This window comes from Micromonospora yasonensis, from assembly GCF_026013475.1.
GTDB classification, from domain to species: domain Bacteria; phylum Actinomycetota; class Actinomycetes; order Mycobacteriales; family Micromonosporaceae; genus Micromonospora; species Micromonospora yasonensis.
Window position 1 is genome coordinate 1 of the sequence record NZ_JAPDPH010000004.1, and the last position, 14,922, is coordinate 14,922.

At 72.2% G+C, this 14,922-nt stretch carries 17 protein-coding genes; 11 read left to right on the forward strand and 6 right to left on the reverse strand.

Annotation, left to right across the window (positions count from 1 at the left end):
- Positions 1–1,162 (reverse strand): C40 family peptidase (locus ONA70_RS01640; RefSeq protein ID WP_265004503.1); only part of this gene is annotated, 1,162 nt, incomplete at its 3' end.
- Between the two features lie 243 nt (positions 1,163–1,405).
- Here ONA70_RS01640 and mqnE point away from each other — a divergent pair.
- The 4 genes from mqnE (at position 1,406) to ONA70_RS01660 (ending at position 3,885) form a co-directional block, all read left to right on the forward strand.
- A complete protein-coding gene (gene mqnE, locus ONA70_RS01645; protein ID WP_265004504.1) occupies positions 1,406–2,575 on the forward strand; it encodes an aminofutalosine synthase MqnE in 1,170 nt (389 codons plus the stop codon).
- A 2-nt stretch (positions 2,576–2,577) separates the two neighbouring features.
- A complete protein-coding gene (locus ONA70_RS01650) occupies positions 2,578–3,006 on the forward strand; it encodes a hypothetical protein (RefSeq protein WP_265004505.1) in 429 nt (142 codons plus the stop codon).
- A 56-nt stretch (positions 3,007–3,062) separates the two neighbouring features.
- Entirely contained in the window at positions 3,063–3,344 is a 282-nt protein-coding gene (locus ONA70_RS01655; RefSeq protein WP_265004506.1) for a DUF4229 domain-containing protein, read from the forward strand.
- 61 nt (positions 3,345–3,405) lie between these two features.
- A complete protein-coding gene (locus tag ONA70_RS01660) occupies positions 3,406–3,885 on the forward strand; it encodes a hypothetical protein (RefSeq protein WP_265004507.1) in 480 nt (159 codons plus the stop codon).
- Between the two features lie 53 nt (positions 3,886–3,938).
- On the opposite strand, the gene ONA70_RS01665 is transcribed toward ONA70_RS01660, so the two are convergent.
- Both ONA70_RS01665 and ONA70_RS01670 read right to left on the reverse strand, forming a co-directional pair.
- Positions 3,939–5,279, reverse strand: coding sequence for a C39 family peptidase (locus ONA70_RS01665; protein ID WP_265004508.1), 1,341 nt, complete (start codon positions 5,277–5,279; stop codon positions 3,939–3,941).
- A gap of 28 nt (positions 5,280–5,307) precedes the next feature.
- The gene (locus ONA70_RS01670; RefSeq protein WP_265004509.1) at positions 5,308–6,645 is read right to left on the reverse strand and encodes a C39 family peptidase; all 1,338 of its coding nucleotides are present in this window, start codon (positions 6,643–6,645) and stop codon (positions 5,308–5,310) included.
- A 374-nt stretch (positions 6,646–7,019) separates the two neighbouring features.
- Between ONA70_RS01670 and ONA70_RS01675 the strand changes: the two genes are divergently transcribed.
- From ONA70_RS01675 to ONA70_RS01685, 3 genes are all read left to right on the forward strand, one after another.
- On the forward strand, positions 7,020–7,958 hold the full coding sequence (locus ONA70_RS01675) for an ABC transporter substrate-binding protein (protein ID WP_265004510.1): 939 nt from the start codon (positions 7,020–7,022) through the stop codon (positions 7,956–7,958).
- Positions 7,959–8,074: 116 nt separating this feature from the next.
- Positions 8,075–9,121, forward strand: coding sequence for a FecCD family ABC transporter permease (locus ONA70_RS01680; RefSeq protein WP_265004577.1), 1,047 nt, complete (start codon positions 8,075–8,077; stop codon positions 9,119–9,121).
- On the forward strand, positions 9,118–9,897 hold the full coding sequence (locus ONA70_RS01685; protein WP_265004511.1) for an ABC transporter ATP-binding protein: 780 nt from the start codon (positions 9,118–9,120) through the stop codon (positions 9,895–9,897). The genes ONA70_RS01680 and ONA70_RS01685 overlap by 4 nt, the downstream gene beginning before the upstream one ends.
- A 66-nt stretch (positions 9,898–9,963) precedes the next feature.
- Here ONA70_RS01685 and ONA70_RS01690 read toward each other — a convergent pair whose 3' ends face one another.
- The 3 genes from ONA70_RS01690 to ONA70_RS01700 all read right to left on the reverse strand — a co-directional run bounded on the left by ONA70_RS01690 (position 9,964) and on the right by ONA70_RS01700 (position 12,452).
- A complete protein-coding gene (locus ONA70_RS01690; protein ID WP_265004512.1) occupies positions 9,964–10,722 on the reverse strand; it encodes a VOC family protein in 759 nt (252 codons plus the stop codon).
- A 93-nt stretch (positions 10,723–10,815) separates the two neighbouring features.
- Positions 10,816–11,553 (reverse strand): ABC transporter permease, encoded by a 738-nt coding sequence (locus tag ONA70_RS01695; RefSeq protein WP_265004513.1) that lies wholly within the window; start codon positions 11,551–11,553, stop codon positions 10,816–10,818.
- Positions 11,554–11,564: 11 nt separating this feature from the next.
- Positions 11,565–12,452 carry an ABC transporter ATP-binding protein gene (locus ONA70_RS01700; RefSeq protein WP_265004514.1) on the reverse strand — a complete coding sequence of 296 codons (888 nt, stop codon included), beginning with the start codon at positions 12,450–12,452 and terminating at the stop codon, positions 11,565–11,567.
- Between the two features lie 170 nt (positions 12,453–12,622).
- On the opposite strand from ONA70_RS01700, the gene ONA70_RS01705 reads away from it, so the two are divergent.
- From ONA70_RS01705 to ONA70_RS01720, 4 genes are read left to right on the forward strand one after another with little or no spacing between them, the layout of a single operon-like run.
- Complete coding sequence (locus ONA70_RS01705; protein ID WP_265004515.1) at positions 12,623–12,943, forward strand: type VII secretion target; 321 nt, start codon at positions 12,623–12,625, stop codon at positions 12,941–12,943.
- Positions 12,944–12,954: 11 nt separating this feature from the next.
- Complete coding sequence (locus tag ONA70_RS01710; RefSeq protein WP_265004516.1) at positions 12,955–13,881, forward strand: WXG100 family type VII secretion target; 927 nt, start codon at positions 12,955–12,957, stop codon at positions 13,879–13,881.
- 9 nt (positions 13,882–13,890) lie between these two features.
- The gene (locus ONA70_RS01715) at positions 13,891–14,247 is read left to right on the forward strand and encodes a YbaB/EbfC family nucleoid-associated protein (protein WP_265004517.1); all 357 of its coding nucleotides are present in this window, start codon (positions 13,891–13,893) and stop codon (positions 14,245–14,247) included.
- 4 nt (positions 14,248–14,251) lie between these two features.
- On the forward strand, positions 14,252–14,851 hold the full coding sequence (locus ONA70_RS01720; protein WP_265004518.1) for a hypothetical protein: 600 nt from the start codon (positions 14,252–14,254) through the stop codon (positions 14,849–14,851).
- Positions 14,852–14,922: the final 71 nt, after the last annotated feature.

Consider the following 14,922-nt stretch of genomic DNA (forward strand, 5'->3'; position numbering starts at 1 on the left):
AGAGCCGGCTCCACCGGACCACCGAGATCTTCACGACGTCGCCGGTCCTCGGTGCCTCGACCATCTTGCCGTTGCCGATGTACATGGCGACGTGGTGGATGCTCGTCCAGCTGCTGCCCGAGGCGAAGAAGAGCAGGTCACCGGGGAGGAGCGCGTTCGGGTCGACGGTCCGCGAGCGGGTGGCGTAGTACTGGTCGCGGGAGACCCGGGGGAGGCCGTGGTAGCCGGCCGACTGGTACGACGCGAGCATCAGGCCGGAGCAGTCGAAGCGATCCGGCCCCTCCGCCGCCCAGAGGTACGGGTCGCCGAGCTGGGCGAGGGCGTAGCGCACCGCGGCCAGCGCGATCGGGTGGGCGGCCAGCCCGCTGACGCTCTGGTTGACCACGTACGAGTTGCCGAGCTGCTGCTCGGCGGCTTCCTGGCGCCGCTCGATCTCGAGCAGCTGCGCGGCGTTGTCCTTGCGCAGCTTGAGCAGGGCGGCTTCCTGCCGGTGCAGGTCCGCCTCAATCCGGGCGTACTCGGCGGCCTTCTCGGCGGCGCGCCGCTCGGTCGCGGTGTACGCCTCCCGGGCCATCTGCTCGGCCGCGGTGGCCCGGGCGACCTCGCCGTCCACGGCGGTGGTCGCGCCCTGCGCCTTGTCGCCCCGGGTGATCTTCTGGAGGGCGTCGAGCTGACGGAGGTCGGAGCCGAACTGGCCGGGCGGGAGCGCGGCATCGGCCTTGACCGCGTCGGCGGCGGTGTTCCTCGCCTTCTCCTGGGCCTGGGCGAGTGCGTCCATGGCCTGCTGCAGCGCGGCGGCGTCGAGGGCGAGCTGGGCCTGCACGGCGTCGCGCTCGATCTGCAGCCCCTGCAGGGCCTCGCCGAGCTGGGCGACCAGCGCGTCGGCCTGGTTGATCTGGGCGATCAGCGGACCGTCGGCCGGGTTGGTGACGGGAGTGGTGCCGAGCCCGCCCGGGGTCTGCCCGGGCAGCTGCAGGCCGATCTGCGGCGGCCGGAGCCCGGTGTCCGGGATGGCGTCGGGCAGCGGGTCGGCCCAGGAGGGGGTGGCGATGGCGGCGGCCGCCACCAGGCCGAGCAGCGCCGACCAGAGCTTCGGGCGCAGCACCGGCGAGATCACCGGGCCTCCGCGTCGCTGCCGTCGGCCTCGCCTGCTGTCGACCATTCCGCTCCCCGTCCGGTCTGGTGCCTTCCGCGCTCGGTGCGCACGGTGATCCGGGACGCTACCAGTGGGTGTGTTCCGCCCCATCCTGTCTTACCTCACGGACGCAACTATGTCGATGTGCGGAGGGTGACGGCCGACCGGCCGTCCGGTGAACTTGGCCGCTGCGGTTGACCGGGCCGCCGGTCGGCCGGGGGAGCGACGTAGGCTCGACCGGGACCGCAGGTGGAAGGGACGTGGCTTTCGATGGACGCCGGACTCAAGCGCGAGCTCGAAGCGAAGGTGTACGCGGGGGAGCGGCTGACCCGCGAGGACGGGATCGCCCTGTACGAGAGCGACGACCTCACCTGGCTGGGCCGGCTGGCCCACCACAAGCGGACCGAGATGAACGGCGACCGGGTGATGTTCAACGTCAACCGGCACCTCAACCTGACCAACGTCTGCTCCGCCTCGTGCGCGTACTGCTCGTTCCAGCGCAAGCCGGGTGAGAAGGACGCCTACACGATGCGCATCGACGAGGCGGTCCGCAAGGCCAAGGAGATGGAGGACGAGCAGCTCACCGAGCTGCACATCGTCAACGGCCTGCACCCGACCCTGCCCTGGCGCTACTACCCCAAGGTGCTGCGCGAGCTGAAGGCCGCCCTGCCGGCGGTCAACCTCAAGGCGTTCACCGCGACCGAGGTGCAGTGGTTCGAGAAGATCAGCGGGCTGAGCGCCGACGAGATCCTCGACGAGCTGATGGACGCCGGCCTGGAGTCGCTGACCGGCGGCGGCGCGGAGATCTTCGACTGGGAGGTCCGCCAGCACATCGTCGACCACGCCTGCCACTGGGAGGACTGGTCGCGGATCCACCGGCTGGCCCACGCCAAGGGGATGAAGACCCCGTCGACCATGCTGTACGGCCACATCGAGGAGCCCCGGCACCGGGTCGACCACGTGCTGCGGCTGCGCGAGCTGCAGGACGAGACGGGCGGCTTCCAGGTCTTCATCCCGCTGCGCTACCAGCACGACTTCGTCGACTCGGCGGACGGCAAGATCCGTAACCGGATCCAGGCCCAGACCACGATGGCCTCGCCGGCCGAGTCGTTGAAGACCTTCGCCGTCTCTCGGCTGCTCTTCGACAACGTGCCGCACGTGAAGTGCTTCTGGGTGATGCACGGTCTCTCCGTGGCCCAGCTGTCGTTGAACTTCGGTGTGGACGACCTGGACGGCTCCGTCGTGGAATACAAGATCACCCACGACGCCGACTCGTACGGCACGCCGAACACCATGCACCGTGACGACCTGCTGCACCTGATCTGGGACGCGGGCTTCCGTCCGGTTGAGCGGAACACCCGCTACGAGACCGTCCGCGAGTACGACGCGGCCCCGTCGCTGGCCGAGCGCCGCGCCGAGCCGCAGCAGGTCTGGGCCTGACGATGAGCACCGCGGAGCAGCAGCGCAGCTTTCCCCGGCGCGACGCCGCGGGACGGATCGCCACCCTGGGCGACCTGCTCGGGGTGAGCCTCGCCGGCCTGGTGATCGGGGTGCTGGCGCTGGTGCTCTTCGAATGGGCGTTCGCCACTCTGGGCTCGGCCGGCTTCGGGCGTACCAACGGCTGGCTGGCGGTCATCCTGCCGGTGTGGCTGTTCTGGGACGACTTCCGGGCCTGGGAGTTCGGCGCGGCCCGGGTGGTGGCGGCGTTGGCCGGGATCGCGCTCGGGGTGTTCGCCGGGCTGCTGGCGGCCGGTCTGGCCGCCGGGCTGCCGCCGCTGGTCTCCGGCGCGCTGGCCGCGGCGGTCTTCACCGTGGTCTACGCCGTGGTCTGGTTTCCTGGCGTGCACTGGCTGGCCCGGCGGACGGGCTGAGCCGTGACGGAGAACGGAGGCGCGGCAGTGAGCGCGAGTCGAACGGAGACGTGGCAGTGAGCGCGGCGGTCAAGTACACGCTGGGCCGGATCGGGCTGTTCGTCGCCGTGCTGGCGGCCCTCTGGTTCGTCGACATGAACATGTTCCTGCGGTTGATGCTGGCGCTGGTCTTCTCCGCCGCGCTCTCGTTCTTCCTGCTCCGGGGCTGGCGGGACGAGATGGCCGGGGAGATGGCCGACGCGTCGGAGCGGCGCCGGGCGGAGAAGGAGCGGCTGCGCTCCGCGCTCGCCGGCGACGAGCAGGCCGCCGAGGACGAGAGCGGCGACCGCCGGAGCTGACCCCGGCATCCGCCGCCGACGGGGCAGCGGTGCCGGCCTCGCCCCGCTAGGGTCGCTCCCCGTGATGGACCGGATCAGTAGTTGGCGGACGAAGTTCTTTCTCTGGGTCGGGTTGCCGGTGATCGCCGTGCTGGGCCTGGCCTTCGCGGCGCCTGACGTCGTGCCGGCCTGGCGGGCGAAGTCCGGGGCGGGCACGGACGGTACCTTCACCGCCCTGCGCGAGGAGTGCGGCCGGCGCAGCTGCAGCTGGCACGGCGACTTCGTCCCGGCCGACGGCGGCGCCCCGCGCCGGGACGTCCTCCTCTACGACGCGCCGGACGGGCTGACCACGGGCGGCACCGCGGCGGCCCGCGACACCGGCGCCGGCAAGGGCGTCTTCTCCCGGGACGGCGGCACCACCTGGCTGCTGGTCACCGGCTTCGCCGCGGTTGGCGCGCTCGCCGCGCTCGCCTGGGTGGTCCTGATCGTCCGGACGGTCCGCGGCCGGCGGCGGGACGTGGCCACCATCGAGCGGCTGGCCGGGAAGCCGGTCCAGGGCTGAGGCCGACGGGCCAGGCGCCGTCCCCTTCAGGGGACGGCGCCGGGCCCGTCCGGTCACCAGTTGGTCGAGCCCGGCACGACCGGCCAGGCCCGGTCCGCCGGCTTGATCAGGTACGCGATGCCGCCCGAGCCACCGGCCACGGTGCCGTTCGCCCGGTGCCGCTTGGTCCGCAGCCAGATCTGCTCGAACTGCGACCGCTTGTAGACGTTGCGCACCGCGTCGTTCGAGGACGAGGCGGGGTCGTTGACGATCACGTCACCGTCGGCGGTGAAGCCGACGACCACGAAGAGGTGCCCGGAGGTGCCGTAGTTCGCCCCGTCCAGCTCGCTGGCGAGGAAGGACTGCGAGGTGACGACCGGGATGCCGGCCTTGATGAAGCGCTCCACCTCGTCCAGCGAGTGCATCCGGGTGACGCGCGCGTCCATACCGGGGTAGCTGGCCGCGTACGCGGTGTTGAACGGCCAGTTGCCCGCGCCCTCGTACTCGTAGTCGTAGGTCATCCGGGCCGCGTGGTCGACGTTCGGGTCGGCGTAGTTCGGGTCGACCCAGGCGGTGTCCTCCGCCGAGGGCTTCCGGCCCCAGTACTCCAGCACCATCTCCGTGGAGGTCGGCGAGCACCATGCCTCACCGCCGCCGTCGTATTCCGGGTACTCCCCGATGTGGATGTTCTGCGAGTAGCGCGGCACCGGCAGCTCGATGCCCCAGGCGATGCCGCCCTGGCTCGGCTCGACGGTGAACCGGTCCGGCACGTTGGAGCTCATCGCGCCGAGCATCCAGACCCGCGGCGAGGCGGCCTGCCCCGGCGCCCGGTAGAGGGTCAGCCGGAGCTGGTACGACCGCAGCAGCACCCCGGCTCTGGCGTTGTCGATGGAGAAGGTGTCGGTCCAGATGGTCGACCAGGGGTCGCCCTGACCGTCCAGCGTGGCCCGCTTGATGTCCTGGTCGCCGGAGGCCCAGCGGCCCATCACGTACCAGGGGGTCTGCGCCCCGGTGTTGTACGTGCCGTGCAGCTCGACCTGGATCCAGGTGCCGGGCGGCGTCTGGGCGTTCCACGAGGCCACCAGCTCGGTGGCGTCGAAGCCGATCTGCCGCTCCGGCGAGGTCCAGGTGGCGTACTCCCAGCTGCGGGTGGCGCCGGTGTGCTCGTCGGTGAACTCGGTGGTGCCGACCGGCTGGCCGATGGTGACGCCGGTGCGGTACCCCGGGATGGCGTACGTGCCCTGGTGGGTGCCGCCCTGCCAGTCGGGGTACTTCGAGAACTCCTGGAAGGTGATCTGCTCGTCGTGCGCCACCACGGGCAGGTTGTTGTCCGCCTGGGCAGGCACGGTGGTGCCCAGGAGACTGAGCGCGGCGGCCCCGGCGAGGGCGACCGCGCGGAAGGCGGGTCTGATCATCTCAACTCCGTTTGTTGGAAAGGGGACATCACCAGTTGGTGGACCCGGCCACGGACGGCCAGGCCACGTCTGTCGGCTTGATCAGGTAGACGACGCCGCCGGAGCCGCTGCCGGTGCCGCCGCTCGCGGTGGTCCGCTTCGTCCGCAGCCAGATCTGCTCGAACTGGTCACGCCGGTAGACGTGCCGGACGGCGGCGTCGCTGGGCGAGGCCGGGTCGTTGGCGATCACGTCGCCGGTGGTGGTGAAGCCGACCACCACCATCAGGTGCCCGGCGGTGCCGTAGCCCGCTCCGTCCAGCTCGCTGGCGAGGAAGGACTGGCTGGTCACCACGGGAATGCCGGCGGCGATGAAGTGCTCCACCTCGTCCAGCGAGTGCAGCCGGGTCACCTTCCCCTCCAGACCGGGGAAGGTGGCCGCGTACGCGGTGTTGAACGGCCAGTTGCCGGTGCCCTGGTACTGGTAGTCGTAGGTCATCCGGGCGGCGTGGTCGACCGTCGGGTCGGCGTAGCTCGGGTCCACCCAGGACGTGTCGGCCGGCGACGGCTTCCGGCCCCAGTACTCGACCACCATCTCGGTCGAGGTGGGCGAGCACCAGGCCTCACCGCCGCCGCCGTACTGCGTGTACTGGCCCGCGTGGATGTTCTGCGAGTAGCGCGGCACGGCCAGTTCGGTGCCCCAGGCGATCCCGCCGGTGCTCGGCGCGACGGTGAACCGGTCCGGGACGTTCGAGCTCATCGTGCCGACCGAGCGGAGCACCGGCGAGACGGTCGACGCCGGGTCGCGGTAGAGGGTCACCCGGAGCTGGTACGCCTGCACCAGCACGCCGGCGCTCGGCGTGTTCACGGCCAGGGTGTCGGTCCACACGCTGGAGGTCCGGTCCCCCTGCCGGTCGACGCTGGTCCGCTTGATGTCGGCGTCGCCGGACGCCCAGCGGCCCATGACGTACCAGGGGGTGCGGGTGCCGGTGGTGTAGGTGCCCTGAAGTTCCACCTGGAGCCAGGTGCCCGCCGGGGTGTCCGCGTTCCACGAGGTGACCAGCTCGGAGGCGCCGAAGCCGATCTCGGTGAGCGGCCCGGTCCATGTCCCGTACGCCCAGGTGCGCCGGGTGCTGCTGTGCGGGTCCTTGTAGAGGACCGTGCCGACCGGCGTGCCGAGGGTGAGGCCGGCGGCGGTGGCCGTGGTGCCGGCGGCGGTGCCGGCCGACCAGCCGGTGCCGGACCAGCCCTGCCAGGTGATCTGCTCGTCGTGGGTGACAGCGGTGCTCCCGCTGGCCGGTTTGCCGGCGACGGCGGGAGCCGTGGTGCCGAGGAGGGCGAGCGCGGTGACGCCGGCGGCGGCGACCGCGCGCAGGGATGTCTGTGCCATGGCAACTCCACAGGTGAGCGACATCGTTGCCGTTCACTGTCGCGCCTGGAAGGAAGTTTCGCCAGAGGTCAACGCATGGAAAATGATTGCCGATGGGGTGATCCCCCGTGCGGACCTCCGGACGATCTCCGCTGGTCGTGCGCTACCGTGCTACCCGACCAACCCGCAGCGAAGCCGGTGCGAAACCGGTGCTGTCCCGCAACTGTGATGCCCCGCCCGGCGTCGGCCCTCCGGCCGCCACCGGGAGTGGGGACGAGCCAGGTCGCCTGCGGTCGGTCGCGACACGCGCTCTCGAGGAAGGGCGCCTCGCGGACGGGCCGCCCCGGCGATCCCTGTCGGCGAAGCACCACGATCCTCGACCGACAGGAGGACCGATGTCCAGACGTACCCCCCGGCTCTTCGCCGCCGCCCTCGCGGTCGGCGCGCTGCTCCTCGGCGGCTGCGCCGAGAAGACCTCGACCGACACCCCCGCCGCCGGCAGCAGCTCGGCCGCCGCCACCTTCCCCGTCACGGTCGGCAAGCTGACCCTGGAGAAGCGCCCCGAGAAGATCGTCTCGCTGTCGCCGACGACGACCGAGATGCTCTTCGCCATCGGCGCCGGTAAGCAGGTCACCGCCGTGGACGACCAGTCGAACTACCCGCCGGAGGCGCCGAAGAGCGACCTCTCCGGCTTCCAGCCGAACGCCGAGGCGATCGCCGGCAAGAGCCCCGACCTGGTGGTGCTCTCCAACGACACCAACAAGATCGTCGACCAGCTCACCACGCTGAAGATCCCGGTGCTGCTCACCCCCGCGGCGACCACGCTCGACGACACCTATCAGCAGATCACCGACCTGGGGAAGCTCACCGGCCACCCGGGTGAGGCGGACGCGGTCACGAAGAAGATGAAGGACGACATCGCGGCGCTCACCAAGGGCCTGCCGCAGCGGGCGAAGAAGCTCACCTACTACCACGAGCTGGGCCCGGAGCTGTACAGCGCGACCAGCAAGACCTTCATCGGCTCGATCTACGCCCTCGCCGGCCTGGAGAACATCGCCGACCCGTCGGACGCCGACGGCAAGAACGGCGGTTACCCGCAGCTCTCCCAGGAGGTCATCGTCAAGGCGAACCCCGACTTCGTCTTCCTGGCCGACACCAAGTGCTGCAAGCAGACCCCGGACACCGTCAAGGCCCGCAGCGGCTGGGCCGGCGTCACCGCGGTGAAGAACAACCAGATCGTCGCGCTCGACGACGACATCGCCTCCCGCTGGGGCCCGCGCGTGGTCGACCTGCTCAAGGCGATCGTCGACGCCACCGCCAAGGTCCCGGCCTGAACCTGACCGTGCGACCAGCGGAATCCACCGACCGGCCGGCCGGGACCCCTCGGGCGTTCCGGCCGGCCGGCCGGCCCCGGCGGGGCGGGCGGCCCCCGGCCGGACCGGGCGCGACGATCCGGCCGGCCGGACTGCGCACCCGCTGGCTGCTCGCCGGCCTCGGGGCGGTGCTGGTCGCGCTGGTCGCCGGGGTGTCCCTCGGCCCGGTCAGCCTGCCGCCCGGCAGCGTGGCCGCGGAACTGCTCAACCTGCTGCCCGGGGTGCACCTGGACAGCGGGCTCACCGAGCGGGAGATCGCCATCGTCACCGAGCTGCGGCTGCCTCGCGTCGTGCTGGGCCTGCTCGTCGGCGCGCTGCTCGCCCTGGCCGGCGGCTGCTACCAGGGCGTCTTCCGCAACCCGCTGGCCGACCCGTACCTGCTCGGGGTGGCGGCCGGCGCCGGGCTCGCGGTGACCGCGGTCATCGCGCTGGGCGCCGGGGCGGGGGGCGCGATCACCGGGATGCCGGTCACCATCCCGCTCGCCGCGTTCATCGGGTCGCTCGGCGCGGTCGCCATGACGTACGGCCTCGGCGTGGCCGGCGGGCGGGACCGGTCACCAGCCACGCTGATCCTGGCCGGGGTGGCGGTCTCGGCGTTCCTCGCCGCCGGGCAGACCTACCTGCTGCAACGGCACTCGGAGAGCATCCAGCAGGTCTACTCCTGGTTGCTCGGCCGGCTGGCCACCGCCGGCTGGCACGACGTCCGGCTGGTCCTGCCGTACTTCGTGCTCACCGCGGTGGTGGTGCTGCTGCACCGGCGCGAGCTGGACGTGCTCTCCGTCGGCGACGACGAGGCGACCAGCCTCGGCCTGCACCCGCAGCGCTCCCGCTACCTGCTGATCGCCGCCGCCTCGCTGGGCACCGCCGCCGCGGTCTCCGCCTCCGGCCTGATCGGCTTCGTCGGCATCATCGTGCCGCACACCGTGCGGCTGCTCGCCGGGTCCAGCTACCGGGTGATCCTGCCGCTGTCGATGCTCTTCGGCGGGGCGTTCCTGGCGCTGACCGACGTGGTCGCGCGGACCGCCGCCGCCCCGGCCGAGATCCCGATCGGCGTGGTCACCGCGCTGCTCGGTGGCCCGTTCTTCGTGCTGGTGCTGCGGACCTCCCGCCGGGCGTTCACATGAGCGGGCCGGCGGTCGAGGTGCGGGACCTGCGGGTCGAGCTGGGCGGGTCGCCGATCCTGGCCGGCGTGGACCTGACCGTCGCCGTGGGCGAGTGGGTCACCGTGATCGGCCCGAACGGGGCCGGCAAGTCGACCCTGCTGCGCGCGGTCGGCGGCCTGCTCGCCGCGCCGGGCGAGGTCTCCCTCTTCGGTACGCCGATCCGGTCGCTGCGCCGCCGTGACCGGGCCCGGGTCGTCGCCACCGTGGCCCAGTCCCCGGTGGTCCCGGCCGGCATGTCGGTCCTCGACTACGTGCTGCTCGGGCGCACCCCGTACATCCCGACGCTGGGCCGGGAATCGGCGGCGGACCTGGCCGCGGTGCACGAGGTGCTGGACCGGCTCGACCTGACGGAGTTCGACCACCGCGAGCTGGCCACCCTGTCCGGCGGCGAGCGGCAGCGGGTGTTCCTGGCCCGGGCGCTGGCCCAGGGGGCGACCCTGCTGCTGCTCGACGAGCCGACCAGCGCGCTGGACATCGGCCACCAGCAGGAGGTGCTGGAGCTGGTCGACCAGCTCCGCCGCGAGCACGGGCTGACGGTGCTGGCCACCATGCACGACCTCTCCGTCGCCGGCGAGTACGCCGACCGGATGGTGCTGCTCGCCGAGGGCCGGGTCGCCGCCTCCGGCCCGCCGCACGAGGTCCTCACCGAGGACCTGCTCGCCCGGCACTACCGCGCCCACGTCCGCGTCGTCCAGGGCGACCACGGGCCGTTGGTTGTCCCCGTCCGCCCGAGGTGAAAGGAGGGGCCCCCTATTAACCTCTCCGGTAGCGGAGGGGCCCCCTGCTAACACCGCTGGCACGGGTCAGCGGAGGGCCGTGATGTGGAAGAGGGCGCCCTGGGGGTCGCGGAGGCCGGCGGTCCGGCCGGCCGGGTTGTCCTTCGGCGGGACGAGGATGGTGCCGCCCAGCTCGGCGGCGCGAGCGGCGGTGGCGTCGGCGTCCTCCACCGCGAAGAACACCGACCAGTACGCCGGCAGGTCCTCGGGCAGCCGCTCCAGCTGCGGCATCATGCCCGCGACGATCCGGGCCCCGCAGCGCCAGCCGGTGTAGCTGACCGGGCTGGCCGCCCGTTCCTCCGGGTGCCAGCCGAAGACCAGCGCGTAGAAGTCCTTCGCCCGTTCCGGGTCGGGGGTGACCAGCTCGTTCCAGCACAGCGACCCGGGCGCGTTGAACAGCTCCGCGCCGCGCATCGCCATCGGCTGCCAGACGCTGAACACCGCGCCCGCCGGGTCCGAGAGGACCGCCATCCGGCCCTGGTCGAAGACCTCGAACGGGGCGACCACCACCTGGCCGCCGGCCGCCGCCACCCGGGTGGCCACCAGGTCCGCGTCGTCGGTCGCCACGTACGTCGACCAGATCGGCACCTGGTCCGGGCTGGCCGGCGGGCCGGCGGCGGCGACCGCCTTGCCGTCCTTGAGGAAGACGGTGTAGCCGCCGGCGGCCGGTTCCGGGGAGACCTGCCCGGTCCAGCCGAAGAGCTGCGGGTAGAACCGCTTCGCGTCCTCCAGCCCCGGCGTGGCCAGGTCGGCCCAGCAGGGCGTGCCGGGCTCGACGCCGTTCACGTTGACCCCTCTCGCCGGTGGGCGTCCCGGTCGGCACCCCCTGTCGGCATCGTGGCACCGTCCGCCCGGCGGCCGGGCCGGAATCGACAATCGTCAGGTGAAGCGGCGTCCCTCGTCCCGCCGGTACGCCCAGCCGGCGACCCCGGCGAGCAGCACCACCCAGACGCCCAACATCGCCAGGGCGAGCGGGTCCGGCCGCCAGTCGGTGGCGGCGGCCCACATCAGCTCCACCGCGCCCCTGGTGGGTAGGTAGGGGGCGATTGCCTGTATGAAGCCCGGCGCGTTGTCCGGGCCGGTGAGCAGGCCGCCGCCGAAGGCCAGCGGGAAGAAGATGAGCTGCGCGACCACGATCGCCGCCTTGCTCGGCATCGAGTAGCCGATGGCCAGGCCGAGCAGGGTGAACGGCACGGAGACCACCACGACCGTCCCGACGGCGATCAGGAAGTCCAGCGGCGTGACCGTGGCGGCGGTCGCCACCGCGGCGATCACCACCACGGGCAGCATCGACACGTACGTGAGGACCAGGCCGGCCAGGATCCGGCCGGCGAAGCGCGGTCCGGGGCCGGCCGGCAGGGTACGGGTGTACAGGTTCCACGGCTGGACGCGGTCCTCGGCCACCCCGGCGCCGTACTGGAAGATGTTCGCGGTCAGCACGGAGAAGGTGACCATCGACGTGGTGGCGAAGGTGGCGGCCCGGGCGTCGTCACCGGTGAACGGCACCACGAAGAAGATCATCGACGCGGCCGGGAAGAACGCGGCGCCGAACACCGCCACCGGGATGCGGATGATCTCCAGCAGCTGGTACTTGGCGTGGACCAGGGCGAGCGGCATCGGACGGGCTCCTAGGTGGTGACGGGCGCGGGCCGGTAGTCGGCGGTGATGGCGAGGAACGCCTCCTCCAGCGAGGTGGGCCGGACCTCCAGCTCCCGGAACGCCACCCCGGCGTGGACCAGGTCGCGGACCAGCTGGTCGGCGTCGGTGGTGAGCAGGTGGGTACGCCCCTCGGCGTGCTCGGTGGCGACCACGCCGGGCAGCGGCGGCAGGTCCTCGGCGATCAGGCTGACCCGGCGTACGCCGACGATGCCCCGGACCGCGTCCACGGTGTCGTCGGCGAGCACCCGACCGTGGCCGATCACCACCACCCGCTGCGCCAGCGCCTCCACCTCCTCCAGGTAGTGGCTGCTCAGCAGCACCGCGCCGCCCTCGGCGTGGAAGGCCTGGATCGCCTCCCAGAGGGTGCGCCGGGCCTCCACGTCCAGGCCGGTGGTGGGCTCGTCGAGGACCACCAGCCGGGGCCGGCCGAGGAAGGCGAGGGCCACCGCGAGCCGCCGACGCTGGCCGCCGGAGAGGCCGCCGGTCTGCCGGCGTACCTGATCGGTGAGGCCGAACCGGTCGAGCAGCTCGGCCCGGGGGACCGGGTCGGGGAAGTGGGCCGAGACGAAGTCGACCACCTCGCCGACCCGGAGAGTGCCGGGGAGGCCGGTCTCCTGCGGGGTGACGCCGAGCTGCCGGCGGCTGGCCGCGTCTCTCGGGTTGCCGCCGAAGAGCTCCACCCGCCCGGCGGTGGGCCGGCGCAGCCCGACCAGCAGGTTGATCAGGGTGCTCTTGCCGGCGCCGTTCGGCCCGAGCAGGCCGACCAGCTCGCCGGCGCGGACCGTCAGGTCGACCCGGTCCAGGGCCAGTACGTCGCCGTACCGGCGGCTGACCTGGTCGGCGCGGGCCAGGATCATGGGGAGGCTCCTTGCGGGGTTGCGGTCCCGGTGGGATTGCAGTCCCCTGTGTACCGTGTCGACGCCAGCCCCGCGGCCCGCCGCAGCGGCGACGATCGCCTAGGGTGTGTTTCCGTCGCCTGCGTCACAGGTGGGGCGAGCGACTGTCGACTGGACACTGGGGAGGGTCCTTGACGAGTCCGAGCAAGAACCTGGACGTCCAACCGGAGGCGCTGACCGCCTTCGCCGCCGCCTCGCGGGACCGGGCGACCCGGTTCCACGAGCTGCACCGGGTCTTCAACGACGGGCACGTGCCCCGGCACGCCTTCGGCATCATGCCCGCGTCGTTCAGCCTGGCCGCCGCGTACGCGGAGCAGTTCGAGGCGTGCCTGACCGGGCTGGCCGAGGGCGCCGAGGTGATGGCCGACATCGCCGAGGGGATCAGGGACACGGCCGACGCCTACACCGGCACCGACGTGGGGACCACCGATCTGTTCGCGCCGGGTGCCTGAGGGGGAGACGCATGAGCACCGAGGCACTGCAGCGCAACAAGACCTACTTCGAGCAGATCGTGTCGGGCACGCCCGACCCGTTCAAGCCGCTCTCCCAGGCCGTGCTCTGGCCGTTCGAGCAGCTGCTGGAGCTGGTCGCCGGTGAGCCGGACGACCTCATGCAGGCGGCCCAGCTCGCGCTGACCACGGGCGAGGCGGTCCGGCAGATCGCCGGAGACCAGATCGCCGACCGGGCCCGGCTGCGCGGCGCCTGGGACGGTGACGCGGCGGAGAAGTTCCACGCCTCGATGGAGCAGGTCGAGGAGGCCATCGAGGAGCTGGCCAAGGGGCTGGACGGCACCAAGGAGGTGCTGGTCGACGCGGCGAACGCGGCGGTCGACGCGTTCAACCTGCTGGTCGAGCTGATCCTGGAGTTCCTGCTCTGGTTCCTGACCGAGGTGATCATCGCGGCGGTGGCCGCCTTCCTCAGCGCGGGAATCTCGCTGGCCGCCACGGTGGTCCGGGTGCTGGCCCGGCTGGCCACCACGGTCGGCCGGATGTCCAAGATCGTGGCCCGGTTCGCCGAGATCCTCACCAAGCTGGTCACCAAGCTGGAGAAGGTCGCCCAGCTGCTCACCAAGTACCGCAAGACCGTGATGGAGCTGCGCAAGGCCAAGAAGGCGTACAAGGCCTGGAACAAGTCCGGCTACACCAAGGAAGCGTTGCAGTTCAAGCTCAAGCGGACCGCGATCCTGTTCCCGGGCAAGTACGCGATCAACAAGGTGTCGCCGGTGAACGTGCCGGGCATCGGCGGCGCCCTGCTGGACACCGGGGTCGGCATGTACGACATCTCCGACGGCCACAAGGACCGCAACTACCTGGTCGACGGCACGTACAAGGAGGACCTGGGTCCGTACACCCGGGGTGTGCAGAACGTCTTCGACTCGATCATCAATTGAGAGGCAGCCATGACGTCCTTCCCCGCCCTCGACCGGATCGAGGCGCTGGCCCGCAACCTGGACGGGTGGCAGCGTGAGCTCGGCGCGCGGATGGCCGAGCTGGAGCAGAGCAGTGCCGAGGGGGTGAGCGACTCGGGCCTGGTCACCGTGACGGCCGCCGCCGACGGCAAGATCCTCTCCACCGAGATCAACGCCCGGGCCATGCGGTTCGACTCGTACACGCTGGCCGAGGAGTTCACCGCCGCGGCCAACCGCGCCCAGGAGGCCGCCGCCGCCCGGGTCCGCGACATCGTCGGCGAGGTCATGGGCAACGCGCCGGCCACGGAGCGCCGGACCGACGACGACTACGGGTACGACCGATACTGAACCGATGGACGCGACAAGGTACCTCGACCGGATCGGCCGGCTCGTCGAGCCGGGCGAGCGGGTGCTGGCGTACGCGCAGGCGGAGGTGGGCGGCGGGGTCACGCCTCCGCCGCCGCCGGACGAGGCGGCCGCCGACGCGCCGGGCCGGGCGACCGTCACCTCGGTGCTGCTCAACCTGCTCGTCCCGCTGGCCACCTGGGACCGCGGCGATCGGCTGGTGGACCTGATCGGTTGGGGGATCGCCGGCCGGGGCGCCCCCGGCTCGGCCGCCTCCCGGCTGCACCGGGCGCTCAACCCAGCCCGGCCGGACGGGAAGCTGCGGCACACCGTGCTCGCCGTCACCGACCGGCGGCTGCTGGTCTGCGTCACCGGCCCGGTGAAGCTGCTATCCAACCGGGAGGACGACGAACGGTCGCTGGCCGAGACCACGGTCGCCTGGGCGGCGCCCCGGGCCGAGGTCGCGTCGGCCCGGATGGGCTGGCACCGGCTCAACCCGAAGCGGCTGCGGATCGACTTCACCGACGGCTCGTGGCTGGCCTTCACCGTGCCGATCGCCGAGTCGGGCGCGCCGCTGCGTGCGGTCGCCACCGCCATCTCCAGCTGACCCGCCCGCGCCGACGAGCCCGGCCCAGCGCCCGCTGATGAATGACGGGGCCCCTTTGGGTGTTCTGCCCG

Bases quoted from the DNA above. Each gene is read 5' to 3' on its own strand.
- ONA70_RS01665 (WP_265004508.1), bottom strand. From the start codon at position 5,279: ATGATCAGACCCGCCTTCCGCGCGGTCGCCCTCGCCGGGGCCGCCGCG.
- ONA70_RS01675 (WP_265004510.1), top strand. From the start codon at position 7,020: ATGTCCAGACGTACCCCCCGGCTCTTCGCCGCCGCCCTCGCGGTCGGC.
- ONA70_RS01720 (WP_265004518.1), top strand. From the start codon at position 14,252: ATGGACGCGACAAGGTACCTCGACCGGATCGGCCGGCTCGTCGAGCCG.
- ONA70_RS01710 (WP_265004516.1), top strand. From the start codon at position 12,955: ATGAGCACCGAGGCACTGCAGCGCAACAAGACCTACTTCGAGCAGATC.
- ONA70_RS01685 (WP_265004511.1), top strand. From the start codon at position 9,118: ATGAGCGGGCCGGCGGTCGAGGTGCGGGACCTGCGGGTCGAGCTGGGC.
- ONA70_RS01670 (WP_265004509.1), bottom strand. From the start codon at position 6,645: ATGGCACAGACATCCCTGCGCGCGGTCGCCGCCGCCGGCGTCACCGCG.
- ONA70_RS01700 (WP_265004514.1), bottom strand. From the start codon at position 12,452: ATGATCCTGGCCCGCGCCGACCAGGTCAGCCGCCGGTACGGCGACGTA.
- ONA70_RS01650 (WP_265004505.1), top strand. From the start codon at position 2,578: ATGAGCACCGCGGAGCAGCAGCGCAGCTTTCCCCGGCGCGACGCCGCG.
- ONA70_RS01695 (WP_265004513.1), bottom strand. From the start codon at position 11,553: ATGCCGCTCGCCCTGGTCCACGCCAAGTACCAGCTGCTGGAGATCATC.
- mqnE (WP_265004504.1), top strand. From the start codon at position 1,406: ATGGACGCCGGACTCAAGCGCGAGCTCGAAGCGAAGGTGTACGCGGGG.
- ONA70_RS01715 (WP_265004517.1), top strand. From the start codon at position 13,891: ATGACGTCCTTCCCCGCCCTCGACCGGATCGAGGCGCTGGCCCGCAAC.